Consider the following 24,900-nt stretch of genomic DNA (forward strand, 5'->3'; position numbering starts at 1 on the left):
ATTTACAGCAAAGATGAAGATGAGGATTTGTGGCAGAAATGTGTCAGTGGAACAAAGTAAAAAACAATATTCCTCAAGTGCAGCAAACCTAAAATAAGCGAGCAGTTCCTGACCGGATTCCTGACCCATTTTTTGGTCAGGAATTTTTCAATCACGAACTACCCGCTTTACCTGCGTAAATGGTGGGCGATACAAGATTTGAACTTGTGGCCTCTTCCGTGTCAGGGAAGCGCGCTCCCCCTGCGCCAATCGCCCACATACACCACAGAAGCTTATAAAGAACTGCAGCGGGAGTAACTATACGACAATATGCGTCTTCTTGCAAGTGTACATACTGTGTACATATCCACCTCTCTGAACGCATTTGGGGGGTAGGTGCGCGCTTACCGTGCCTCAACACCTTCAACACGAATGCCGTGACGCAGAGCAAATTGCTTCAAACTTAAGCGATACGCCTCTTTTTGCTTATCGGTCCAGCGCTCAAGATTGCCCGCTATAAGCAAAGCGCTGCTCTGCGCGATAAACGCATCAATATAACTTGCGCGATTAGCATCATCAAAGCTCGCGATGGTATCAAAAAGCATGACTCCGGGATTGGCGCCAAACGCCCAGCCATCAAGTGCGCCGCGAGCGGCGATCGCCTGAATTGCCTGCTGCGTACTTTTGCGTTCGCGCGTTTTGACATGACCAAAGCGCGCGCTATCCCACGCAACAGCGCTACCCGCAGAAATCTCGCAGTACTGCGCATGGCCAATCGCCGAAGCAAGAGGCGCGCCACCAAAGTTCAAAAGCACATCTGGACCCGCAGCATCGCGAACGATCGTCAAAATCATGTCGAGCAGCTCTGCCCTATTGTGCCCCGCATGTTCGAGAAGTGCGGCCGCATAAATGTAATCGATCGTCAAAAAATCAAAGCCCCACTGCTGTGTCGCCACCTTCACCACATGCGCAATATACTGCTTGACCTCGGCGTTACACACATCCAAAGCAAATAGACCATTGTGATGCAGACTCACACATTGCGGTTTTTGAGCAATGTCTCGTAGCAGCCAATCGGGATGCTCCAGCGCCAGACGAGAATCCCGCGCGGACGCAAAGGGCGCCAACCACAGCCCCGCAAGCATATGCTGCTCATGAATCGTTTGCACCGCTTGCGCGAGCCCGCAGGGAAAACGCTTTTTCGAGACGTCCAACCAATCGCCTGGCACGCAATAGCCTTCGCCGATCTGAAAAAGCTTACTCAACCCACGCAAATGCAACCCCCGTAGCAGCTCACGATACGCGCGGAGCTGTGAGCGGACGGTCTTCTCGTCAGCCTGCGCTAAACGCTGCTCCTCGCTTACTTTTGTGGGATACATCACGCCATCATACGAGGTCGTATAGCCAATAAGCGGATCTGCCGAGAAGATCGTGTGCTTGCTGCGCTTTACCCAACGGCGCATGACGTTGGAGCGCTTTCCTGTGATGAGGCAGACGGCCATGAGATCGTGATCGACATCGGGCTGCAAGGCTGCGGCAGGAGGCTCCTTCTCGAAGAGGAAGTTATCGAGCTCGCCCTGCTGGCGAATGACGGTGAAGCCTTTTTCTTCGTTAAGCGAACCAAAGAGCGTGTACTGCGGATCACGACGGATGTATCCATACGAAAAGCCGTGCTGGTGGCCAGCGCTACTATCCTGCTTTACAAAGTGATAATCGCCCGCACGGGTGGCCGCCTCGTTGCCAAAGAGGCGCTTGGCATACCACGAAAGGCCAGGTGTGCGCCCATGCAAGGGTGTCTCGCCAGAATTAGTATCGGATTGATAGCCATTCAAAAAGATGCTTTGAGCGCCTTTAGTAGGTATTTTGAGCTGCATGCTGAGTTCATCGATGACGATCCATTTTGTTGGTACCACGTGCACATGCCATTCGTCGTGCTCAAGCTGGACGTAAAAGCCGATCTCACGCGCAAAGGCGACGGGGCGAGCTACTCTATCGGTCGCTAAGCACACTTCAAAGCGTTGGGGATTGCCAGGTATGTGATAAACCAGTCGTAACAACCGCAGCGGATTCATGCATACTCCCTACTGGTATGTGCACAAAGCACACATGCCGCACTCTCTATAGCGCTTGCAGATGTCGCAGGCGCGCTAAAAACAGTTACCTTTATTATTCCTCATGCACGGGTGCTTGCCAAGACTCATGCGGGCGAGCTTGCCAAGGCTGCGAACTTATCTGCTGCACTAAACAGCACGGGAGAGGTCTGTTTGAGAAATTCGTCGCGCCGAGCGCCGCGAGATCCGTGTTCGATAAGGACGAAACGGCCGTGATATTTTTTGAGGCGGGCGTACAGATCTTTGAGCAGGACTGCGGTGGGCTCGAAAGCCTGGTAAGCGGCATTATTTGAGGGCATGTATATAGAGGCAGCAGGTTCATATAACGATAAGGGTCCCGCTGCCATAATGCAATATCGGCTTTTTGGTAATAGCGCACCGCATCCCAATTCTGAGGATCATACATCACAGCTAGGGCATGCTGTTGATGGAAACATGCGAGTAAAACCGTCACTAATTAAATTTAACAAACTTACCAACCAGACGATATGCAGCTAACGTGATGTGTTTTCCAGCCTTGGTGGGCAAATTCGTGCTCGAGCCCACAATGCCAAAACGACAACGACGCCACAGACGTGGATCGTACTCACGTAATTCATTCCACAAAATGTCGAGCTGCTCCATAGCATCGGGTTGCTTCGAGAGTTTCGAGAAGATCGAGCAAATGGCCATCATGATGACAAAGTAATTAACCATGTAGCTGCGCAATTTAATCGATGGGATATCCTCATACAGCTTGTACGAATACATCAGGATGCGCGTAATGCGCCGCTGTTGTTCAATGCGTCCCGCCATGACAGTTTCGTTAACCGATTGATCTTCTCGGCCGATAAAGTAGCGATACAGATCAACGTCCAAATAGTACAGGCGCTTGCAACGAGGCAGAGGCACAAAGGCGTAGATATTATCGACATAAAACGTGTGGGAGGGCAACGGAGTGCCGCCACCAGCGCGCAGAATGTCAGCACGATAGCATAGCGAGTGCATAATGAGGTTTTGCCACATGTGAAAATGGCCGACCTCGTCCCAGCCAAACACGCGGCCCGTGGGCAAAATGTTGCGGTACGAAACGTAATTTTGCGTGTTGTCAGGCACGTGCTCGTAGACATAATTGCTGATAAAAAGGTCCACGTTTTCGTGGACGGCTTCGGAGGCGCGAATCGTATCGACAAGCTTTGCTAACGAAGGAGCATCAAGCCAGTCATCCGAGTCAACGACCTTGTAAAACACACCGTCCGCTGCGGCAAGACCCGCAAGTACAGCAGCGCCATGGCCGCCATTTTCCTGATGGATGGCTTTAATGATGTTGGGATAACACTCGGCCCATTCGTCGGCTTTTTGTGCCGTGGCATCCTTGGTGGAACCATCATCAACCACAATGATTTGAATGTCGGGTGCGTAGTTGGTGCCCTCCAAAATGGAGCTGATACAATGGTCCATGTACGCTGCGGAGTTGTAGCACGGAATGCCAAAGGACAAAATTTTTGATGCCGTTGACGCGACCGTGGATGTCGTGGCTGCGGTCGTCGGCTGTGCGGACAAAGTGTCTGTCATAGTATGTACCATCCCAGGGTAAGTACTCGCGCATACGCCATACATACGTCATACAAAAGGTCTTCTCGGCAGGCAACATACGCGAGCATTCATCATGTGTCATATAACTGCGCTGTTTATTTTACCTGAACGGGTAAGCGAACAAAAAATTTCACGCTATTCGTATAGATTTGCTTAGTTTCGTATTATAACGGCTAACTCTACATGCTACTTCCCTACAACTACGCTATGATTGAAACGCTCTTTGGCGAGCCGTGTTTGGTCGGCGCCCCTCTCGAAAAAGTCTGCAGGTAGAAGCAATGATTTATACCGTCACCTTTAACCCCGCCCTTGATTATGTCATTCGTCTTGACAAGCTCGTGCCCGGCACGATCAACCGCCTGACCTACGAAAACGTCATGCCTGGCGGCAAAGGTATCAACGTTTCTATCGTGCTTAAAAATCTCGATCACGACTCCTGTGCGCTGGGCTTTATTGCGAATTTTACGGGCGATGCCCTTGCAAGCCTAGTAAGTGCTCACGGGTGCAAAACTGATTTCATTCGCTCCCAGCAGGGCATGACGCGCATCAATGTCAAACTCAAGGCAGAAGAAGAAACCGAGCTCAACGGCATTGGTCCGCAGATAAGCCCAGACGAAATCGAACAGCTTTTTGCTAAGCTCGACAGGCTAGTTGCCGATGATATGCTCGTCATTTCGGGAAGCGTCCCCAAAACCTTGCCGAGCGATATGTACGAGCAAATCATGTCTCGCCTTGCGGGACGCGGCATTCGTATTGTGGTCGATGCGGAGCTTGACCTGCTGCTTAACGTGTTGCAGTATCACCCCTTCCTCATCAAACCCAACAATCATGAACTTGGGGCCATTTTTGACGTCGAACTCAAAACGCGCGAGGAAGTTATTCCGTATGCCAAAAAACTGCAGGCGCGCGGTGCGCGCAACATCTTAGTCTCGATGGCGGGCGAAGGTGCCGTGTTCGTATCCGAGAACGGTGAGGTATATACCTCCGTTGCGCCTAAGGGAACCGTCGTTAATTCCGTTGGTGCAGGCGACTCCATGGTGGCGGGCTTCATTGCTGGCTGGATCGAGAGCGGTCGCGACATGCAGCACGCCTTTAAGATGGGTATTTGCACGGGATCCGCAAGCGCCTTCTCGGCTGATTTTGCGACACGTAATGAAGTGCAGGCACTCTTAGCGAGCCTGGCCGAATAATATTCATTTTAGAATAATATTCATTTTAAGTACAAATTTATATATAGAGAAGCCCTGTGTCTTGTTCACGTGGCACCATGCAACGTAAAAATATATCGCTTATCCGCGTATACATACCACTTACCTAAATTCACGTTTTAATAAAAGGTATTTTTTTTACATTCTTCATAAAACTTAAAATAGATTTTGAAAAATTTATCCAAATTCGTGCATACCCACATGTTTTTAACTCAAAATCCACTGTGTGACCTCGCTGGCTTCTGTGGGATTTCGTGTTACAAAATGAGGTTTGTCTGTCACTATCATCTTAAGGAGGATGAATGAACGAGCGCTTTAATTTAAGAGTTCTGAATGCAAAGGCGCATATTCGTGCATGGTCACGACGCCGCACGCTTATAGCCCTTGCAAGTGCAGCCTTAGCAATGCTTTTAGCCTCTCCTTTTACTGCACAGGCTCTCCAGACAGCCACCAAGACTGTCTCCGCCCTGCCTGCTGCCACCGCAGCAGACCCCGCGAGCACCAACGCCACCGCCGATGCCACCGACTCCTACGGTACCAAGGTCATGTTTGACTTCAACGGCGACGGTAAAACGACCGAAGCAGACTGGAACGAATACCTCACCTGGATGCACAACTTTAGGCCATTTGACTTTGACCTGCAAAGTGGTGACCTTGGCGACTCCCACAACGGCGGCGTACAGATTACTGGCGCCACGCAGCTGCTCGTCAATGGACAGCAGGGGACGCTCAAGACGCTCGACAAAAATCTTGATGTCAACAAAATGCCAACCTATTACCTAAACAATATTGGCCAGATTACGCCCGTTAAAAACCAGAGTCCTTGGGGCACCTGCTGGGCCTTCGCGTCAATTTCGGCCCTCGAAAGTGCCATCTTAAAGGCGCAATATCCCAAGGCCTACAATGCTGAAGATCACAAGGAGCCTGTCCTCACCAATCTTGATGACCACGGTGTTGACCTTTCGGAGCTCTCCCTTGCGTGGAAGGCATATGATCTGCAATCTGAGGGAAGCCAAAAGGGAGAAGGTCAGGTAGACGTTCTTCCTCCTGACACCACCCCCGATCGCCTTGCCTGCGGTGGCTGGGCAACCATGGCTCAGACGCTATTCGGTGGCTGGCAAGCGCTAACAACCGAGAAGGCACAGCCCTACTGGCCTACTGGTGTGGCTATGAACTGGGACAATCGTAAGAACCTTAGAGGCTTCCACGATAAATGGGCTATGCACACCGATGCTAATGGCAAAGAGGTTTACGAGGATGCTGGCGCACGCGTCAATGGCACCTACTACCTGCCCAGCCCCAACATTCTAGTTCCCGATAAGAACGACCACCTCGTGTGGAAGGGCTACAACGAAGACGCCAACACCCTTATTAAGCAGGCCCTCGTCAAGCACGGTGGCGTACAAATTGGTTATGGTGCCGACACCTATCGCCCTGGCCAGAAAAGCAAATCTGACTTTATAAACGGCGAGCACTGGGCACAGTATTGCGACGCCACCAATGTCGAGATTACCCATGCCGTTACCATCGTTGGTTGGGATGACAACTTCGATCCCGCCAAATTCAAGGCTGGCAAAAATGACGTCACCAACCTCAAGAAGGGCGCCTGGCTGGTCAAGAACAGCTGGAACTCCGTCGATCTTCTCATGAAGCAATTTGGTCTGAGCAAAGAAGAGGCTCAAAAGCAAACCAAGTGGGGCATCGTCGATAAGGACGGCGCTCACACTGGCTTCTTCTGGCTTTCGTACTACGATCGCTCCATCAACACGCCGTCGTACTTCTCGGTAGACCTCAAGCAGGATGGCTACGACTACGATAATAACTACTCTTACGACTACCTTATTAACCAGTCGCAATCTCCGCTCGTGCTTCGTACTGCCGATAAGGGCACGCTCGTTTCGAACATTTTCACCGCCAAGGGTGACGAGGCCCTGCGCGCGGTTTCGGTCCAGACGGCTGAGCCCAATAGCAAGACATCCATTAGCATTTATATGCTGAACAATGCCGATGCCTTGAAGGACAACGACCCCACCAATGACGGCGAGCCCGTCCTGACCATGAACTACACCGCAAAAGTTCCTGGCCTGCACACCGTCAAACTTCCCCACGCCCTAAACCTGAAAAAGGGCCAGACCTTCGCAGTCGTTCAGAACGTCACAGGCGTCAATGCCGATAAGAGCATCAACTCCTACCTCAACCTCGAGACAGGTATGTCGCAGGATGCTCAGTGGCCCGATAAGAACAACGCCGAGACCAAGGGTCGCGCAATGGGCTATGTCTGGAGTACCGCGGTGGCCAATCCTGGCGAGACCTTCGTCAAGCTGATGACCAAAGACGGTTACAAGTGGGTCACTCCTGCCGAGATTGGCAAGACTTTAGGCGAGAACAAGTACTTCGAGTTTGGTAACGCCCTTATCAAGGCCTTTACCGTTAACGACTTTGCGCAGGACAGCCACTATCAGATGGTTACGAGTTCCAACGTGAAGCAGGGTGAAGAGGTGCTCTTTGCGTCCAACGCGCCGCTGAAGAGCTTTGTTGCTGTTCGCATTGACGGTGCTACTATTGATCCTTCCAACTACAGCGTAGAAGAGGGAACGACTAAGGTAACCCTGAAGGCTGCTTTCACTAAGAGTTTAAGCGCTGGTAAGCACACGATTGAGATCGTTTCTACTGATGGTATTGCTAAAGCAACGTTTACCGTTACGGCGACCGATGCTGTGGATACCCCCAACGATAACAAGACACAAACCGCCACGCAGGTAGTTGCAAAGACTTCCAAGCCTGGCAAGATGCCTCGTACGCAAGACCCCACAACCATAGCACCGATGGTGGCTATGGGTGCAGGTGCGGGACTTGCCGCTTTTGGTGCTGTTGCTCGTCGCAAGAAGAACTAAGCGTTGGCGTGCGGGCGCGTAAGTGTGAGCGCACACATAAGCTAAGCGCAGATAACGCTTAAACTACGTAAGGCCGCTCTCTTTTTGGGGGCGGCCTTTTTCATGCGACATCATTTCATTTTGACGGGCACTCTATCTGTGCCAAGTTGTGCTAAAAAATGTATATAAGTACTCTTATTCTATAAAGTTATACATATTCAAAAATATTATTCGTTAACCGTTCGTAAAAAATTATTCTTCACAAAGCATTCAATTTATTTTCATTATGAGCTAAAAAGAATTTACTTCCTTATATATTCATATTTTGCATATAGCATATATAAACAAATAAGACCAAGTGCGTTTACAAAAATCTGTGCGATTTTTCTTATCATTCGTGATACACCAAAGATGTTGTGTATGCATAACTGACCTCATAAGAAGAATCAATGAACGAGCGCTTTAACCTAAGGGTTCTCAATGCAAAAGCAGATGCCTCATCCAAAAAGCAGGCTTCTGACAAAGCCGCTAAGGCCACGCAAGCTGCAGCTCAGGCCAGTGGTTCCGTTGCTGTTAAACCCCAAGATCCACCCGTAACAACAACGACTGACAAAAAGGACGATAAGAAGGCTGACGAGACGAAGCCAGCAGACAGCAAACCTGCCGATCCTAAGCCAACTTTAGCATAAAAGCTGGAAGCACAAAGGTAACGCTGGCAGACAGCTTCACGAAGTTGCTGGCACTGGATAAGCACGCCATCGAAATCATTTCTGAAGACGGTAGTGCAAAGGCAAGCTTTGTTGTGAACAAGGCCGTTGCTTCTGTCGTTAACGGCAACAGCACCAATGGTGCGAACGCCACGACAACGGGCTCAACAACGAGTGCCACAACGGGCACCCTTGTACAAACCCCGGCTACAGGCTCCAAAGCCAGCGTCGGCACCGCCTTAGCTCCTGCCACTGCAGTAATAGCAAGCACAGCAAAACTTCCTCAAACGGGTAAAGCGAGCGGACCTGCTGGCATGCCCAGCGCATTTGGTGGTAGCGTTCTTGTTGGATTCGGCATGCTTCTTCGTCGTAAAAAGCACTAAGGATCTGCAGGTCACTCTCAGGCTTAGCTTGCACAGCTAAAACAGCCTAGCTTCAAAGCCTCCCAATTCCAAAAGAGTTGGGAGGCTTTTTGCAGCCAGAAGCCACTTATTCTGGTGTAAACACACATTTTCTGGCGCAAGCGATAGGCAATAAAAATTTTTAGCGATACGTTATAGTCGTATGCATAAAATTTTTAGCGGTAGATGCAACAATATACAATAAAAATTTCCCAGCATTGCATTTCCGCCGGCGCGGTGAACAGAATTCCTAAAAAATATTTTATGCTGGCACAAAAGAGAGATTTGCTGGTAGATGACCGAATATATGAGTGTCGTTCACCCCGAACTTCTCACCGTTCACAAAATACCACAATTCTAAACAATCTAAACGAGTATTCTATTAAAGAACCATACTTAATTGGAGCGATCAGCTGATGTGGACAGCTGATTGTCTTTGTTGTCCAGAGAAAGGAACACGTATGGCTGATACAGCTGCTTTACAAGAGCAAGGTTCCCAAGAACCTCCGCAAAAAAAGGGATTTAAGCTTAAATTCCCTAACGCGATTACCGTGTTGTTCATCGTCATGCTTTTTGCACAAGCTTTGACATGGGTCGTACCTGCTGGTAATTACTCAAAGTTTATCTATGATTCAGATAAAGAGTCTTTTGTAGTTACCCATCCCGATGGCTCAACTGAAGATCTCGAGGCCTCGCAGGATACCCTTAAGAAGCTTGGCATTTCGGGTAAGATCGAGGACTACACGAGCGGCGCTATTTCTAAGCCCGTTGCCATCCCTGGTACTTATCAAAAACTTGATGCTAAGCCACAGGGTCCTCTCGACTTTTTGAAGGCACCCGTTAAAGGTGTTTACGACACCATCGATATTATTCTGTTCGTCTTCCTTCTTGGTGGCTGCATTGGTGTTTTGAATAAAATTGGCGCACTGAACTCATCAGTCTTTGCGCTTGCACGCATTACCAAAGGTAAAGAATACATTTTGATTATTGTACTCTCGCTCATTATGATCGTTGGTGGCACCACCTTTGGTCTAGGCGAAGAGACCATTGCACTCTTCCCCATTTTGATGCCCGTCTTTATTGTTGCGGGTTATGATGCTATGACCTGCATCGCCGTTATTTATGTCGGTGCTTCCGTTGGTACCATGTATTCGACACTGAACCCCTTCAGCATCGGTGTTGCTACCAAGGCTGCTGGTATTAGCATGAGTGACCAGATGAACTGGCGCTTTATCGCATTGGTCGTCGGTAGTATTTTTGCCATTGGCTATGTCTTGTGGTATGCCCACAAAGTACACCGCGATCCTTCTAAGTCTGTCTGCTACGACATGAAAGAGCAGATCGAAGAGCGCTGGGTCGACAAAAAGAGTGGTACTCTTGCCTTTACCGGCCGCATGAAGATCTCCCTGCTTGTTTTTGCAGGCGCTATCGCAACGCTTGTCTGGGGTATCGTCACCGAGCAGTGGTGGTTCGACAGCATGACCGCAACCATTTTGTGCGCCTCCTTTATTCTGGCGCTTACCACAGGTCTTGAAGAGGATGACTACATTAGCACCTACATTGCTGGTGCTGGTGACCTCATGAGCGTTGCTCTTGTTTGTGGTGTTGCTCGTGCTGTTAATATCCTGATGGAAGATGGTTTGATTTCGGACACGATCCTGAGCTACTTCTCGGGCGTTGTACAAGGTATGAGCCCCGTCATCTTTATCATTGTTATGTTCTTCGTGTACTGCATCCTCGGCTTCTTCATCAACTCGTCCTCGGGCTTAGCTGTACTGTCCATCCCCATTATGGCCCCGTTGGGCGACGCCGTTAACGTTTCTCGTGCAGCCGTTATCTCAGCATACAACTATGGTCAGGGTCTCATTTCCTACATTACCCCGACTGGCTTGATCTTGTGCTCGCTGGCAATGGTCGATGTTCCCTTCAGCCGTTGGATGAAGTTTGTCACGCCGCTGCTGATTGGTACGGTAGGCGTAAACCTGCTTCTGCTCATAGCACAGGTTATGTTTGGATAATCTCCTGCCGAGAAGACCGACGTGGTGTACTTGCATCGCTAAAGCTGTTGCTTTACAGCTTCGATCAGATGTTGGGATGCACTGCTAAGGTCCTAAGGTAAAACAAAACGGTGGCAGTTCCACACTGTCACCGTTTTTATTGTGGCTGCACTTCCTGTTGCTAGAGCTTGCAACTACGCAAAAGCTTTACCAGGCGCACAAGTGTGCCCGAACTATTCTTTTTCTTCTTGATAGAAACTGAATCAACCAACAGACGCATGAGCTTAATGCCACGACCACGCTCCTGATCGCTTCCCGTACGTGAAACAGGGGTGCTCGTCTCGTCAATCGAATAGCCGCAACCTGTGTCACTCACCTCAATAACCACGCGGTCGGGATACGCAGCCAGGCTTATGTAGACACAATCTTCGCAGCAGGAATGGTCAATGGCATTGCCCAGCGCCTCCCCCGCGGCAAGCGTCATGTCAAAAACATCATCAGCAGAAATGTACATACGCTCGAGCATGTGCGTCGTCCACTGGCGAGCCTTCGAAAGCTCCTCAGCCGAGACAAGCATTGAGCTTTGCCAAATGGGGCGCGCAGATGGATCAAGTGCGGGAATTGAGGCGTGCTTGCCTATGAGCGAGATGGGAATCATATCGACAACGCGCGCCAAACTGAGCGCGTGATACACCCCACGCGAAACCGACTTCAGCGAAAGCAGTCCTCCGCGCGAACACATGCGACGCATTTCACAAAAAAGAAGCGCCATGCCAGCAGAGTCAATATGCTGCACCTCGGCCATGTTAATAATGATACGCTGGCATCCAGCGTCGATAAGGGCATCGATCGTGCGACGCAATTGCGGCACACGCACGACATTCAAATCCCCTTCGAGGGGCACCAGTGCAATGTTAGTTTTGACGGCCATACTCACTTTGTTCCCAAAGCAAAAACCATTCATACCGATAGCGGCGAGTTTTTATTTGCTGCCTTTGGTGTTTTGCGGGCGAGCATAAGCATTTTGCTACTGGTGGACATGAGTTTTTACTTGTCGCCTTTAAACGTCAGCGCGACCATGGCTAAATCGTCGGTCAAATTGCGGTTCGTGTAACTATCCAGTGTATCGAGCAAGCGCTTCAACAAACCACGACTTCCACGAGCAGCCTCGCGCAAGGTTACCTCGCAGAGATTCCGCTCGCCAAAAAAGGCGCCCTCGGCATTACGTGCCTCGGTCACACCATCCGTATAGAGCAGCAAGGTATCACCCGCTTCAAAGCTCACCGAACCATTGCGATAGCTCATCTCTTCGAATGCGCCCACAACCGCCGACTGAACATCAAGCATATCGAGTTTCCTGCCAGCTCCACGCACTAGAAGCGCTGGTGGATGCCCCGCAGAACAATACTGCAACTCCCCTTTTGTCAGATCGATAACCCCAACAAAAAGGCTGGCAAAGGTTTCGAGACGAGAAAATCCCAACAAAAAGCGATTAAGCGTTTGCACCATATGCGCTGGCGATAAGCCCTGCCAAGCGTACGCCGCAAGCGCCGTTTTAACAGCTGCCGAAACAGAAGCTGCCTCGACGCCATGCCCTGACACATCACCCAAAATGACACAGGCACGGCGCTGCGGCAAACGAATAAGGTCGTAAAAGTCGCCGCCAACAAAAGCATCCTCGGTCGCTGAAGAATAAATACCATCAGCGATAATACCGTCTACCTGCTGCAATTCATTACGCAGCCCCAGCTGCAATGCCTGTGCAATATGCTTATCGGCATTGCGCTGCTCGGCGCCAACCACATCTTGTCGTATTTTTGCGACTGCCGACTCTAAGAACGTAAGCTCCAAGTCATCAAGCGGCTCCTGCTGTGGGCCTCGTAACACAAAGAAGACCCAATGCTTTTGCAGCATCGTACCCGCATCAACAACAGCGCCACGGTTGTAGCTCGTATAGCGCTGTATGAGCCCAGCAAGCGTTTGTGCTTGAGGAGAGCTGCTTAATGGGATAATGTGCGCTTCAGTAGGCTGTGATGCGCTCTGCGAGGCGCCCTTCTCGTCGTGAACAGCCTGACCAGTACGGTCAACCCGCGCGGCGACCTCGTCGGTCTTCTCGTCAGCTCCGCGTAACAGTGCTTGCAGCTGCTGAATGATCTCGGCGGACAAAGACGCGTGGGTGTGGTCCGATAGATCAACCGCAACATAGTGGGCATCCAAATACGAGCAGGTCTGTGCCAAGGCCTGGTCAAGTGCAGTTGGCGTGAACTCGTCATGCGCCTGCAGCTGCTCGTGCAATTCAGACAGATGCTGGTCAAGCAGGATGCGGCGCTGGTTGCGCAGGTCGGTCAAGGCTCCCATCAGCTGCACCGATAAGTACTGAGCGATGGAATCCAAAAGGCGCGAGTCGTCGCGGCGAAGACTGCGGGAACGCTCCCAGCCCACCACAATAAGCGCGATGATATGATCCGAAAACCAAATGGGGACCAAAATGCTACTCATAAAGGGAAAGAGTGTCTCGGTGGGAACCGAAAACGTTTCGTTGGTTTCTTCGTTGCGCACGCGGCGGAAGGCGGACTGCGGATGACGCAGATCTTCTCGGTCGAACGAAAGTACCTGGATGCGTATGGCTTTACCTGCGGCAATAGCGTGCGTTTCGAGGCCCTCGCCGAGCGTGAGATAGTGCGGAAGCATCGAAGTTTGCATGGACGACGTCATGCCGCGCAGCACCAAACCATCCGCCTCGGCAAGGTAGAGCAAGGTGCCCGAGGCTTCCATGGTATCGCGCAGCTGCTCCAACACGTTTTCGAAGAGGCTGGCGACGTCGCTCCAGTTCAGCGTCTCGAGCACGATGCTGAGTACGCCCGAAAGACGGCGGTTGGCGCCTTGCAGCTCCGAAATGTGTTCAGCGTCTTCTTCGGTGGTGTGATTGGAAAGCAGAGGTGCGCTTTCCATCACAAGCAGGTAATTTTTGCCAGGAGTTGCAATTTCGTCGCAGCGGACATGCAAAAAGACGTCGCCACCATTCTTGTGCGCTGCCACAACCGTACAGCTCGAACCATCCAGCAAAAACGGCGCTGTAAATTCCATGCCCGCGCGATGACTCGTCTGGGCAAACTGGGCTTCAAAGGATTGCGTGGGATACATAATCTCGTCGATGCGACAACCTACAAGGGTGCGCTCGCCAAGCATGTGAGCTGCGCGCTCGTTGTTATAGACAATGACGCCGCTGGCGGCAAAGACCACCACACCGTTTGAAGTAATGTCCAGCAGGCGCGTGAGGGTGGCCGCGGCGGTCAGGCGCGACCCGAGTGAGTAGGCCTTTTTTATGCTCGTGCTGGGGTTAGTGGCGGCGGGATTTGCGGTCGGCGTGGGGTTAGTGATGGCAGCAGGATCGGGTTCGGACGCCACGAGGTTGGCACCAGCGTCAACAGAACCTGAGGTTGTTTCAGGCCGAGAAGACCAACGAGGCTCGTCTGACGTATGTTCGAGCATAGCACCACTCCTTATAACAAAGCGCAACAAAAGCGTGCTCGTTTTAGCATAGTCCATACGGATCCATGCGATGCATAAGAAAAAACGCGGACCCAACAAAAGGCCCGCGTATCTTTTTCGTGGTGTCGGAGGCGGGACTTGAACCCGCACGACCGTTTAGTTAGTCACTAGCACCTCAAGCTAGCGCGTCTGCCTATTCCGCCACTCCGACGTGTGCGTTACAGCAAGAGAAAATATAACACAAAAACTGCTGCGCGCCAACACCAAAAAGGAGTTTTTTGAAGAGTTCGAGAAAATCGTGCAAGCGCTGCGCACGATCTGCGCATTACAGCTCGATCGATGCCTGCTTAATGGGATTCACGTTCGCAAAGTGGCAGGCACAAAGATGCTTTTTGCCTACCTCGCTGAAGCTTGGCATATCTCCCTGGCTACACACGTCCTTCGCAATGGGGCAACGCGTATGGAAACGACAGCCACTCGGCGGATCGATTGGCGAAGGCACATCACCCTTCAAAATAATGCGTTCACGCGTCTTTTGAATGTCGGGGTCAGGCACGGGCACGGCACTGAGCAGCGACTGCGTGTACGGGTGCTGAGGAGCGTCGTAAAGCGTCTTCCAGTCGGCCGTTTCCATCATATTGCCCAAATACATAACCGCCACACGATCGGAAATGTGCTGAACAACGGACAGGTCGTGCGCAATAAACAGATAGGCAGTACCATATTCCTTTTGCAGGTCACCCAACAAATTGAGAACCTGCGCCTGAATGGATACGTCCAAGGCCGAGACAGGCTCGTCACAGATGATCAATTTTGGCTTGAGAGCAAACGCACGGGCAATACCGACGCGCTGGCGCTGACCACCCGAAAACTCGTGCGGATAACGATTGATATGCTCGGGGTTTAAGCCGACGACATCCAAAAGACTACGCACGTAATCAATGCGCTCAGTCTTATCGGGCATAACACCATGGATAAGCAGCGGCTCCGAAACAATCTCGCCAATGGTCATACGAGGGTTGAGTGAAGCGTAGGGATCCTGGAAGATGAACTGCATGTTGCGGCGCATTTCCTTCAGACCCGCTTTATTGAGCTTACCCACGTCCTTGCCATCAAAAATAACTTTTCCGCGCGTTGGCTGGATCAAGCGCATGATACAGCGACCCGTGGTGGACTTACCACAACCGGACTCGCCGACCAGACCAAAGGTCTCGCCAGGCCAAATATCAAACGAAACGTCGTTGACAGCATGAACGCGCTTTTTGTTCATACGGCTAGCAAACAAGCCCGACTCAACGGGGAATTCCTTGGTCAAATGCTCGACATGAAGGAGCGGTTCACCAGCGTGTTTTGTATCGATTGCATCGACCGTATCGACAGTAGTAACAGCCATTACTCCTCCTTATTTGACGTAGTACGGGTGCTGCGCGAAGTCACGGGCGCATTCTGTGCAACAAAATCGGGGTCGTCCGCATAGTGGCAACGAGAATAGTGGCCCGTCTCACTCACATACAGCTCGGGCTTGTGCTTGTGGCAATACTCGGTCGCAAAAGGACAACGTGGCGAGAAGGAGCAGCCTTCTGGCACGTTTACCAGCGAAGGCGGGTTACCGTCGATGGGCGTCAGCTCGCTCTTCTCGTCAATCGCAGGCTTGGGGATCGAGCGAACCAAACCCCAGGTATAGGGGTGCAGCGAGTTATAGAATATCTCGTCTGCGGTACCAAACTCCACGGGAGAACCTGCGTACATAACCATGATCTTATCGGCAACATCGGCAACGACACCGAGATCGTGCGTAATCATGATGATGGCATTACCGTTTTCGGCCTGCATCTTTTTCATGAGCTCAATAATTTGCGCCTGAATGGTTACGTCCAACGCAGTCGTCGGCTCGTCGGCGATCAAAATGTCGGGGTCGCAGGCAAGCGCCATAGCAATCATGACGCGCTGACGCATACCGCCCGAAAACTCATGCGGATAGCTCTTGATGCGCTGAGCAGCGTTGGGGATGCCCACCATTTCGAGCAGCTCAATAGCGCGCTCGGTTGCCTGCTTTTTTGTGTAGCCACGATGCAAGCGCAGACCCTCGCCAAGCTGGCGACCAATAGTGTAGACGGGGTTGAGCGAGGTCATCGGGTCTTGGAAAATCATCGCGATGTCGTTACCGCGAATATGCTCCATCTCGTGCTCGGACATCTTAAGGAGCGAGCGTCCACGATAGCGTACGTCGCCGCCTTCAATCTTTCCGGGAGGCATGTCGATAAGACCCATGATTGTGAGGTTGGTAACCGATTTACCCGAACCGGACTCACCAACAACGCCAAGAGTTTCTCCACGGTCAAGGGTGTAACTTACGCCATTGACGGCCTTGACCACACCATCCTGCGTGTGGAAATACATCTTAAGATTGTCCACCTCGAGCAGGTGCTGCCCTTCGGGAACGGGCTGCGTCTTTAAATCAACCCAGTTGTCGTGTTTTTTTCTAGCCATCTTATGCATCCTTCATCTTTACATCGAGTGCATCGCGCAGACCGTCACCTAACAAAGTAAAGGAAAGTACCGTCGTAAGAATGGCGATACCAGGCATAACCATAAGCCACGGCTGTGTTGCTAAATACGTTTGACCATCCTGAATCATAATGCCCCATGAAGGCTCGGGAGGAATAACACCCATACCCAAGTACGACAGAGCCGCCTCGGTCAGAATGGCGCCACCGATATTCATTGTGGCATAGACAACGATCGTTGCTACCGAGTTGGGGAAGATGTGGCGCGCGACAATACGCAAGTCCGATGCTCCCATGGCTCGTGCCGCGTCAACGTAGTCATTCTCTTTAACGGTGAGAATAGCGGAACGAAAAACACGGGAAATGGATGGCCAACCCAAAATACCAATAGCGATAAAGACGTTTTGGATACCAGATCCAACTACGGCGAGCAAAGCAATAACAAACAGGATGTACGGAAACGCTAAGAAAACGTCCGCCATACGCATGATGATGGTATCCCAAATGCCGCCGTAATAGGCTGCCAATGCGCCCATGACCAGGCCAATAGCGGTAGAGATCGCCGTTGCCAAAAGTCCAACCGAAAGCGAAACGCGAGCACCATAAATAACGCGGCTCAACACGTCACGACCGAGCGTATCGGTTCCAAAAGGATGCTCCAGCGACGGTGGAAGACGAGACGTCGTTGCCATGTTGGATGAATTGGATTCGGTGGGGCTTCCCAAAGTTTGAGGCACCCACAGATCGGCGGTCAGGGTAATGATCACCATAAAAATGATCCACACCATACCGAGCATAGCAAGTTTATTGCGGCGAAGACGCTTCCATGCGTCGCCCCACAAGGTACGAGTAGGCGCAGCAGGGTTGGTCGCTTTGGCAACCGCAGCCTTACGAGCAACTTCCTCCGTAAAGGAATCTGATTTTTCTTGAGCTTCTTGAGCTTCTTGTTGGGCTTCCAACTTCAAAGCAGCCATAGCTTCTACTGGATATTTCATGACAAACTCCCCTATCCTTCACTCTTACTTGAATCGAAGCGAATACGAGGATCAAGGAAGGCATAACTAATATCAACGAGTAAGTTAATGACCATAACCAACACAACAATAACGGTGACCGAACCCAAGACGAGCGGCCAGTCACGCTGCGAAATAGCGCGATAGGTTTGGAATCCAACGCCAGGCCAGTTAAAGACCGTCTCGGTAAGAATGGCGCCTGCCATCATGCCACCGAAGTCCATACCAATGTAGGTAATAACAGGAATCAAGGCATTTTTAAGGGCGTGGTGCCAAATAACATTACGACGAGACAAGCCTTTGGCGCGCGCGGTACGAATATAGTCTTGGTTCATGACCTCAAGAAGCTGCGAGCGCATAATACGGGCTGTATAAGCTGTCGAAACAGCAGCCAGCGTCAGTGCAGGCAAAATGTAGTACACCCAGCCCTGGAATTCTGCGCTCGGACCACCTGCACCCGAAATAGGCAAATAGATGGCACCGCCCGTAAGATTTTTAAGCGCAATACCAAAGGTGAGTTGCAAAAGCATACCAAACCAAAAGGCGGGCATGGCAACAAGTACGGAGGTTACCAAGGTAACCAAGATGTCCCAGAATGAGTAGCGCTTAATGGCCGAAATCATACCCGCACCAATACCAATGGCGGCTTCGAGAATAATAGCCACGATCGCCAGCCGTATGGTGTACGGATACTTCGCAACCAAAATACTCACCACCGACTGTCCACTACTCTGGTAGGAAATGCCCAAATCGCCTTTGAGCAAGTTTGTCAAATAGGTGGTATAGCGCTTCCACATTGGTGTAGGAATGGTATTGCCATTCGCGTCGAGCACCGCATGACCAGAGTCATCGGTTTCGATAAGACCAAACGAAACACGCAGATTCATTTCGGTGGTCGGGTCGAGTTTCTTCTCGCCCGCCATCAATTTAATTGGATCACCTGGAACGATATTCTCCATCGCAAATAAAATAAGCGTTACACCTAAAAACACCGGTATAAACTGAAGAATACGTTTAATGATGTACTTCCCCATACAGTAACATCCTTATTTGTCGCCAATTTTTTCTCATATAGATGTGTCAAAAGGCAGGGGCTGGAAATCCAGTCCCCGCCTTTTTTGAGCAGTTACGCTGCAAAAATGTTATGCCTTCATTTCGGCTCGAGCGAAGTCAGCGTTCTGTACTGGGCTGAAGTAAACAGAACCAACATTTGCAGAAGCCACGTGGGAGTTGGCATAGAAGAAGATAGGAATGATGGGCACGTCCTCGCCGATCATCTTGTTGATCTTGCGGTATGCCTCACGACGCTTTGCGTCATCGGTGATTTGACGTGCAGCCAAGATTTCCTTATCGACCTCAGGGTTGTTGTACTTGGAGTAGTTGTTCTCGGCCTTGGAGTAGAAGTTCGGGTAAATGAAGTTGTCCATGGTTGGATAGTCTGCATTCCAGCCCAAACGACCAAGAGAGATCGAGCCATCGCCCAGCTTACTCAGATAGGCTGCCCACTCGAGTGTGTTTTGCTTCACCTTGAAGCCAACCTTTTCGAGGTCGCCCAAGATAATGGTCATGAGGTCCTCGTGACCACCACCCGTGTTGTAGGAAAGCACAAGCTCGGTGCCCGTGAGGTTATTGTCCTTAACGATCTTCTTAGCAGCCTCGGGATCATATTTGGCGTAGGGCCAAATGTTGTCCTTGCTATCGTCAATCAGTGAGGGGAACAAACCGTCAGCGACGGTACGAGAGCCCTCGTACAGGGTATCATTGATGTTCTGGCGGTTAATAGCCAGCGAAATAGCACGGCGGACGTTGATGTCGGACATCGTCTTGTCCTGTAAGTTCATCACCAAGTAGTAAATAGAAGCGCAGGTACCCGTCAAGGTCTGCTTACCGGGCGTGGCGGTGTAGCCATCGTCAGCCTTACCATACTGCTTAATGGTCTCCCCGATGCGGCCGGTTGGAATGTGCGTGAAGTCAAGGTTACCAGCGGTGAACTCATTAAAACCAGTGTTGGGGTCTTTTTGAATCGAAAAGTGCACGCCATCCAGCTTGGCCTTCTCGCCATAGTAGTCATCAAAGCGCACGACGTCGATGTACTGACCAGACTCCCACTTGCCCTTCATCTTGAAAGGACCATTGCCGATAGGAGCAAGCAAGAATGCATCGGGGTCATCCAGTGCAGCCTGAGGAACAGGTGCAAGACCAGGGTGAGAAACGATGTAGGGGAAGTCTGCCGTAGGGGCAACCATCTTGACAACAAGGGTGAGGTCGTCGGGACACTCAACACCCGCAAGTTCAGTTGCTTTGCCTTCCTTCATCTCGGCAGCACCAACAATAGGGTCGAGGTGGTAAGCGATCTCGGAAGGAGTTTTCATCTTCGTGTCGAGGATACGCTCCCAAGCACGCTTAAAGGACTTGGAGTCAACGGGTTCGCCATTGTGGAACTTCGCGCCCTTTACCAAAGTAAAGGTGAACTCAGTCGCATCATCGTTCCCTTTCCAAGATGCGGCGGCCATGGGAACAAGTTCCTTCTTCTTCCAGTCAAAGAACGTAAGGGAATCGAAGAGGCAGTGCTCAACCTGGGTGCCCTCGGACTCCTGTACATTGTACGGGTCAATTGCGACAGGCTCGGTAATGAAGAACTTCATCGTTCCACCCTTTTTAGAGCCGCCAGCGGCGCCACCGGTATTTTTGCATGCAGCCAGTGCGGCCAAAGCACTTGCTGCAAGGGTACCTTTAATAAAGGTACGTCGACCAATCATCAACTTGTCAGCCATAGGTTCCTCCTCTTGAATCCAATACGTGGGGATAACCAATTTATCCCTACACATACTTACTGGGTCCATACCTATAATACAGAAGCTGATAAATTCTATGAATTACGATGTGTTTTATGACTCTAAAAATTAACAAACCGCCCTCTTTTGAAGGCGGTTTGTGCATATTATATGAAATTTTTCATAGAGAAGGGCTGCAACGCCACACAAATTGCTTTTTTATGTGCTTAAAACCTGCTTAAAACGTACCTAAAACGTGCCCTGCGGGAAGGTAAGCACAAAAACAACGATGGTCGTCACGAAGACAAGCGAAGCAATAATCGTCAAGCGGTCGAGGTTCTTTTCCCAAACACCAGAGGCTGCAGAAGAGTTATACATCGACGAGGCGATCATATCCGAAACGCCCGTACCCTTACCCGAGTGCATAAGCACCAAGATAACCACGGCCAAAGCAGAAATTGCCCACAGAACAAGCAATACAATATTTAATGGACTCACGCTGTACGCTCCTCTAAAAACTATGCATATACACGTCAGTAAATAACAAATAACGTCAGTACCACAAAGAGCAGCGCTGACGTTATTATAAGCGTTTGCTCACAGCAAAACAGCTTAACACACTCGATACAAAAAGACTACTGTTTTATAAGCACGCGACCAGTCATCTCGGCGGGACGCTCAATGCCCATCATAGCAAGAAGCGTCGGTGCTACATCACACAGACGAGCATCGGGTACATCGAGCAACTCGGGCTGCTTGTCATCAACAATAATCAGAGGAACGCGACTTGTCGTGTGCGACGTGACGGGCATCTTTTTGCCATCAACCTCGTTGTACATGTGATCAGCGTTGCCGTGATCGGCGGTGATAAGCGCAAAGCCACCCTTGGCCAAAATGGCGGGAATGATCTTCGACAGACCGTGGTCAACTGCCTCAGTAGCACGACGAGCTGCGTCAACGACACCCGTGTGGCCTACCATGTCGCAGTTAGCGTAATTCACGACATAAAAATCTGCCTCGTCATTGTTAATGGCCTCGGTCAAACGAGCGGTGACGCCGGGCTCGCTCATCTCGGGCTGCAAGTCATAGGTCGCAACCTTGGGCGAAGGAATCAAGACACGTGTCTCGTTTTTCTTAGGAGCCTCAATACCGCCGTTCAGGAAGAAGGTGACGTGCGCGTACTTCTCGGTCTCGGCAGTGTGGAACTGCGTGAGTCCTGCATCAGAGATCACGTCAGCCAATACATGCGGTGGCACAATTTTGCCAAAGGCAATGTCAACGTGGTTAAAGGTGGGATCATACTCGGTCATCGTGACAAAGCTTGCCAAGTTCGCAAACTTTTTGCGCTCAAAACCCGTAAATTCAGGCTCAGTAAGCGCACGTGTGATCTCGCGCGCACGGTCGGGACGGAAATTAAAGAAGATAATGGCATCGCCATCGTTTAGGCCGCCCTTATCGAGCACCACGGGCTTGACAAACTCATCGCCACGAGGATCCTCCTCGTAGTAGGACTTCAAAGCCTCGACAGGATCGGATGCCTCAACGCCTTCACCAAGAACAATCGCATTGTAGGCAAGCTCTTCGCGCTCCCAACGATTATCGCGATCCATGCCATAGTAACGACCAGCGATGGTAGCAATGGCAATGTCAGTGTTGTACCGAGCCGCAACGCCCTCAAGATACTTCACAAAGCCTTCCATAATGCCCGCGCCAGACTGAGGTGCCACGTCGCGACCATCGGTAAAGGCATCAATGCGAATGCGCTTGACGCCACGCTCGGCAGCCATGGCAACCAAAGCCTCGGCGTGCACGAGGTTGGAGTGAACGCCACCAGGTGAGACAAGACCCATGATGTGCAGGGTCTTATCGTCAGCAATAACCGCATCCATCGCACGGGTCAACACGGGGTTGTCCTTAATAGATCCGTCTTTAATAGCGTTGTTGATAAGCGATAAGGACTGATACACAATACGACCAGCGCCGATGTTCAGATGTCCTACCTCAGAGTTACCCATTTGACCTGCGGGCAGGCCAACGTCTTCACCAGAAGCACCCAGGGTTGTGTTGGGATACTTCTCAATTAAGCTATCCCAAAAAGGAATTGATGCTAACGAGATTGCATTATCTGGACCAGCAGGAGCAATTCCGCGTCCATCCATAACAACGAGCAGTGCTGGAGTACGTACATCTGTCATTACATAACCGCCTTAACCATTGCGCTAAACGAATCTGCCTTCAGGGATGCGCCGCCGACGAGTGCCCCGTCTACGTCGGGTTTCTCGACAAACGATGCCACATTTTCGGGCTTGGCCGAACCACCATACAAAATGCGAATGCCGTCCGCAATAACCGAACCAAAACGCTGAGTCAGTGCGGTACGAATGGCGCCGCACACTTCCTGCGCGTCATCTGCGGTAGCCGTTTTGCCCGTGCCGATGGCCCAAATGGGCTCATACGCAATAATGTAGCGAGAAGGATCGGTGATGGTCAGGCCCTCGGTGTCCTTGTTAATTTGATCCACGACAAAGGCAACGTGATTGCCTGCCTCGCGGACCTCAAGGGGCTCGCCGCAACAGCTGATGGGAATAATATCGTGCGCGAGAAGCGCGGCTGCTTTTTTGTTGATGTCCTCGTCGGTCTCGCCAAAGTAACCGCGACGCTCAGAGTGGCCGATGATGCAGTAGCTCGCACCAACATTGGTAAGCATCGAAGGAGCAGTCTCGCCCGTGTAGGCACCCGACTCTTCCCAGTACACATTTTGTGCGCCCAAGGCAAAGGGTGCGGACTTTTGGTCAATCACAGTCGAGACGACCTTTAAGTCAACCGTAGGAGGACAAACGACAACATCAACGTCGCGCGTGCCATCGCTCAGTTCGTCGGCCAAGTCGGAAGCAAGAAGCACGCTTTCGGTGCAATTCTTGTTCATCTTCCAGTTGCCGGCAATGACTCGTTTACGCATCAAGAAGAGCCTCCACTCCAGGAAGTTGTTTACCCTCGACGAGCTCCATTGAAGCGCCGCCGCCAGTCGAGATCCAGCTCATGTCGTCGGCAAGCTTAAATTTGTTAATAGCTGCGACCGAATCGCCGCCACCAATGATGGAAGTGCAGTCAGATGCAGCAATCGCGCGTGCGACAGCCTCGGTACCAGTGGCAAATTGATCGAACTCGAAGACGCCCATGGGGCCATTCCAAAAGACGGTTTTGGCCTCTTTGACAGCATCGCAGTACAGCTCAACCGTCTTAGGACCAATGTCCATGCCCATACGATCCTCAGGGATACTGTCGGAAGCAACTACTTTGCCCACAGCGTCCTCACCAAAGTGATCGGTTACAACGTTGTCGATAGGAAGCAAAATCTTGCAGCCTTTTTCCTCTGCCTTTTTGAGCATCTTAGCTGCAGGCTCAATCCAGTCGAGCTCCTTCAGCGAGGTGCCAACCGTCTTGTAGCCCTTTGCGAGGAAGAAGGTGTAGGCCATGCCGCCACCAATGATCAGGGTATCGGCCGAATCAATAAGGTGGTCGAGAACACCGATCTTGCTGGAAACCTTAGAGCCACCGACAATAGCAACAAAGGGGCGCTCAGGGGAAGCAAAGATGGACGTCAGAGTGTCAACTTCCTTCTCGAGCAAAAATCCTGCGACGGCAGGAAGGTAGGCGGCTGGTCCCACTACGGAACCCTGAGAACGGTGTGCGGTACCAAAGGCATCGAGGACAAAAATGTCACCGTAGGAAGCAAGCTTCTTTGCGACCTCAGGATCGTTTTTCTTCTCGGCCTTCAAGAAACGAACGTTCTCGAGAAGCAAAATGTCGCCTGGTTTAACAGAGGCGACCTCAGCAGCGGCCTTATCGCCATAGGTATCATCACAGAAGCTGACCTCATAGCCAGTAAGCTCAGCGAGCTTCTTCGCAACGGGAGCAAGCGAAAGCTCACTCTCAAAACCAGTGCCAGCAGGACGGCCCAAGTGGCTCATCAGCACGATGCCTGCGCCGTGCTCTTTGAGGTAGCTAATCGTGGGAATAGCTGCGCGAACGCGGGTGTCATCGGTGACAACGCCATCCTTTAGGGGCACATTAAAATCGACACGCATCAGGACACGCTTGCCCGCGACGTCAATGTCACGAACGGTTTTTTTCGTAAATGCCATCTCATCCTCCTTTTAAGGACTCCAAAAGAACAAAAGAAACGCGGTCGCGGCTCGAAAGCTGCAACCGCGCCTTACAAACATACTTCAGCGATTACTGAGCAATCGGTTATACCAAACG

Annotated in this window: 19 protein-coding genes and 2 tRNA genes; 5 read left to right on the forward strand and 16 right to left on the reverse strand. The window is 51.1% G+C overall.

Annotated features, from left to right (window positions below; translation table 11 throughout):
• Nucleotides 1-180: 180 nt before the first annotated feature.
• The 4 genes from HMPREF3192_RS00005 to HMPREF3192_RS00020 form a co-directional block, all read right to left on the reverse strand.
• Nucleotides 181-255, reverse strand: a tRNA-Val gene (locus HMPREF3192_RS00005).
• A 128-nt stretch (nt 256-383) separates the two neighbouring features.
• The gene (locus HMPREF3192_RS00010) at nt 384-2,051 is read right to left on the reverse strand and encodes an alpha-galactosidase (RefSeq protein WP_066304269.1); all 1,668 of its coding nucleotides are present in this window, start codon (nt 2,049-2,051) and stop codon (nt 384-386) included.
• Nucleotides 2,052-2,176: 125 nt separating this feature from the next.
• Nucleotides 2,177-2,437, reverse strand: coding sequence for a hypothetical protein (locus HMPREF3192_RS00015; RefSeq protein ID WP_066304271.1), 261 nt, complete (start codon nt 2,435-2,437; stop codon nt 2,177-2,179).
• A 106-nt stretch (nt 2,438-2,543) separates the two neighbouring features.
• Nucleotides 2,544-3,644: a glycosyltransferase family 2 protein gene (locus HMPREF3192_RS00020; protein WP_082715475.1), complete on the reverse strand. Its 1,101-nt coding sequence runs from the start codon at nt 3,642-3,644 to the stop codon at nt 2,544-2,546.
• Nucleotides 3,645-3,943: 299 nt separating this feature from the next.
• On the opposite strand from HMPREF3192_RS00020, the gene pfkB reads away from it, so the two are divergent.
• The 5 genes from pfkB (at nt 3,944) to HMPREF3192_RS00045 (ending at nt 10,872) form a co-directional block, all read left to right on the forward strand.
• Complete coding sequence (gene pfkB / locus HMPREF3192_RS00025; protein ID WP_066304273.1) at nt 3,944-4,855, forward strand: 1-phosphofructokinase; 912 nt, start codon at nt 3,944-3,946, stop codon at nt 4,853-4,855.
• Nucleotides 4,856-5,175: 320 nt separating this feature from the next.
• Nucleotides 5,176-7,767 (forward strand): C1 family peptidase, encoded by a 2,592-nt coding sequence (locus HMPREF3192_RS00030; protein WP_066304274.1) that lies wholly within the window; start codon nt 5,176-5,178, stop codon nt 7,765-7,767.
• A 428-nt stretch (nt 7,768-8,195) separates the two neighbouring features.
• Complete coding sequence (locus HMPREF3192_RS00035; RefSeq protein ID WP_066304275.1) at nt 8,196-8,435, forward strand: hypothetical protein; 240 nt, start codon at nt 8,196-8,198, stop codon at nt 8,433-8,435.
• Between the two features lie 44 nt (nt 8,436-8,479).
• Nucleotides 8,480-8,836, forward strand: coding sequence for an LPXTG cell wall anchor domain-containing protein (locus HMPREF3192_RS00040; protein WP_066304278.1), 357 nt, complete (start codon nt 8,480-8,482; stop codon nt 8,834-8,836).
• A 479-nt stretch (nt 8,837-9,315) separates the two neighbouring features.
• Complete coding sequence (locus HMPREF3192_RS00045; protein ID WP_082715476.1) at nt 9,316-10,872, forward strand: YfcC family protein; 1,557 nt, start codon at nt 9,316-9,318, stop codon at nt 10,870-10,872.
• Nucleotides 10,873-11,032: 160 nt separating this feature from the next.
• Here HMPREF3192_RS00045 and HMPREF3192_RS00050 read toward each other — a convergent pair whose 3' ends face one another.
• From HMPREF3192_RS00050 to HMPREF3192_RS00105, 12 genes are all read right to left on the reverse strand, one after another.
• Nucleotides 11,033-11,782 (reverse strand): ATP-binding protein, encoded by a 750-nt coding sequence (locus tag HMPREF3192_RS00050; protein WP_197414510.1) that lies wholly within the window; start codon nt 11,780-11,782, stop codon nt 11,033-11,035.
• Nucleotides 11,783-11,898: 116 nt separating this feature from the next.
• On the reverse strand, nt 11,899-14,343 hold the full coding sequence (locus tag HMPREF3192_RS00055; protein ID WP_197414511.1) for a GAF domain-containing SpoIIE family protein phosphatase: 2,445 nt from the start codon (nt 14,341-14,343) through the stop codon (nt 11,899-11,901).
• 120 nt (nt 14,344-14,463) lie between these two features.
• Nucleotides 14,464-14,554, reverse strand: a tRNA-Leu gene (locus HMPREF3192_RS00060).
• Between the two features lie 114 nt (nt 14,555-14,668).
• Nucleotides 14,669-15,736, reverse strand: a complete 1,068-nt coding sequence (locus HMPREF3192_RS00065; RefSeq protein ID WP_066304283.1) for an ABC transporter ATP-binding protein — start codon at nt 15,734-15,736, stop codon at nt 14,669-14,671.
• Nucleotides 15,736-16,833 (reverse strand): ABC transporter ATP-binding protein, encoded by a 1,098-nt coding sequence (locus HMPREF3192_RS00070; RefSeq protein WP_066304285.1) that lies wholly within the window; start codon nt 16,831-16,833, stop codon nt 15,736-15,738. The genes HMPREF3192_RS00065 and HMPREF3192_RS00070 overlap by 1 nt, the downstream gene beginning before the upstream one ends.
• Nucleotide 16,834: 1 nt before the next feature.
• The gene (locus HMPREF3192_RS00075) at nt 16,835-17,845 is read right to left on the reverse strand and encodes an ABC transporter permease (RefSeq protein WP_231723308.1); all 1,011 of its coding nucleotides are present in this window, start codon (nt 17,843-17,845) and stop codon (nt 16,835-16,837) included.
• Nucleotides 17,846-17,856: 11 nt separating this feature from the next.
• The gene (locus HMPREF3192_RS00080) at nt 17,857-18,897 is read right to left on the reverse strand and encodes an ABC transporter permease (RefSeq protein WP_066304286.1); all 1,041 of its coding nucleotides are present in this window, start codon (nt 18,895-18,897) and stop codon (nt 17,857-17,859) included.
• 108 nt (nt 18,898-19,005) lie between these two features.
• Entirely contained in the window at nt 19,006-20,637 is a 1,632-nt protein-coding gene (locus HMPREF3192_RS00085) for an ABC transporter substrate-binding protein (protein ID WP_066304287.1), read from the reverse strand.
• A gap of 249 nt (nt 20,638-20,886) precedes the next feature.
• Nucleotides 20,887-21,135: a preprotein translocase subunit SecG gene (secG, locus tag HMPREF3192_RS00090; RefSeq protein WP_066304289.1), complete on the reverse strand. Its 249-nt coding sequence runs from the start codon at nt 21,133-21,135 to the stop codon at nt 20,887-20,889.
• Nucleotides 21,136-21,272: 137 nt separating this feature from the next.
• Nucleotides 21,273-22,832: a 2,3-bisphosphoglycerate-independent phosphoglycerate mutase gene (gene gpmI / locus HMPREF3192_RS00095; protein ID WP_066304290.1), complete on the reverse strand. Its 1,560-nt coding sequence runs from the start codon at nt 22,830-22,832 to the stop codon at nt 21,273-21,275.
• Nucleotides 22,832-23,596: a triose-phosphate isomerase gene (tpiA, locus tag HMPREF3192_RS00100; protein WP_066304292.1), complete on the reverse strand. Its 765-nt coding sequence runs from the start codon at nt 23,594-23,596 to the stop codon at nt 22,832-22,834. The genes gpmI and tpiA overlap by 1 nt, the downstream gene beginning before the upstream one ends.
• Nucleotides 23,589-24,782, reverse strand: coding sequence for a phosphoglycerate kinase (locus HMPREF3192_RS00105; RefSeq protein WP_066304294.1), 1,194 nt, complete (start codon nt 24,780-24,782; stop codon nt 23,589-23,591). The genes tpiA and HMPREF3192_RS00105 overlap by 8 nt, the downstream gene beginning before the upstream one ends.
• Nucleotides 24,783-24,900 lie beyond the last annotated feature (118 nt).

Origin of the sequence: Atopobium deltae (assembly GCF_001552785.1) — a bacterium.
Lineage (GTDB): Bacteria > Actinomycetota > Coriobacteriia > Coriobacteriales > Atopobiaceae > Atopobium > Atopobium deltae.

Excerpts from the sequence above, each read along its gene's own strand:
- HMPREF3192_RS00010 (WP_066304269.1), bottom strand. The coding sequence starts at position 2,051 with ATGAATCCGCTGCGGTTGTTACGACTGGTTTATCACATACCTGGCAAT.
- HMPREF3192_RS00015 (WP_066304271.1), bottom strand. The coding sequence starts at position 2,437 with ATGGCAGCGGGACCCTTATCGTTATATGAACCTGCTGCCTCTATATAC.
- HMPREF3192_RS00020 (WP_082715475.1), bottom strand. The coding sequence starts at position 3,644 with ATGACAGACACTTTGTCCGCACAGCCGACGACCGCAGCCACGACATCC.
- pfkB (WP_066304273.1), top strand. The coding sequence starts at position 3,944 with ATGATTTATACCGTCACCTTTAACCCCGCCCTTGATTATGTCATTCGT.
- HMPREF3192_RS00030 (WP_066304274.1), top strand. The coding sequence starts at position 5,176 with ATGAACGAGCGCTTTAATTTAAGAGTTCTGAATGCAAAGGCGCATATT.
- HMPREF3192_RS00035 (WP_066304275.1), top strand. The coding sequence starts at position 8,196 with ATGAACGAGCGCTTTAACCTAAGGGTTCTCAATGCAAAAGCAGATGCC.
- HMPREF3192_RS00045 (WP_082715476.1), top strand. The coding sequence starts at position 9,316 with ATGGCTGATACAGCTGCTTTACAAGAGCAAGGTTCCCAAGAACCTCCG.
- HMPREF3192_RS00050 (WP_197414510.1), bottom strand. The coding sequence starts at position 11,782 with ATGGCCGTCAAAACTAACATTGCACTGGTGCCCCTCGAAGGGGATTTG.
- HMPREF3192_RS00055 (WP_197414511.1), bottom strand. The coding sequence starts at position 14,343 with ATGCTCGAACATACGTCAGACGAGCCTCGTTGGTCTTCTCGGCCTGAA.
- HMPREF3192_RS00065 (WP_066304283.1), bottom strand. The coding sequence starts at position 15,736 with ATGGCTGTTACTACTGTCGATACGGTCGATGCAATCGATACAAAACAC.
- HMPREF3192_RS00070 (WP_066304285.1), bottom strand. The coding sequence starts at position 16,833 with ATGGCTAGAAAAAAACACGACAACTGGGTTGATTTAAAGACGCAGCCC.
- HMPREF3192_RS00075 (WP_231723308.1), bottom strand. The coding sequence starts at position 17,845 with ATGAAATATCCAGTAGAAGCTATGGCTGCTTTGAAGTTGGAAGCCCAA.
- HMPREF3192_RS00080 (WP_066304286.1), bottom strand. The coding sequence starts at position 18,897 with ATGGGGAAGTACATCATTAAACGTATTCTTCAGTTTATACCGGTGTTT.
- HMPREF3192_RS00085 (WP_066304287.1), bottom strand. The coding sequence starts at position 20,637 with ATGGCTGACAAGTTGATGATTGGTCGACGTACCTTTATTAAAGGTACC.
- gpmI (WP_066304290.1), bottom strand. The coding sequence starts at position 22,832 with ATGACAGATGTACGTACTCCAGCACTGCTCGTTGTTATGGATGGACGC.
- tpiA (WP_066304292.1), bottom strand. The coding sequence starts at position 23,596 with ATGCGTAAACGAGTCATTGCCGGCAACTGGAAGATGAACAAGAATTGC.
- HMPREF3192_RS00105 (WP_066304294.1), bottom strand. The coding sequence starts at position 24,782 with ATGGCATTTACGAAAAAAACCGTTCGTGACATTGACGTCGCGGGCAAG.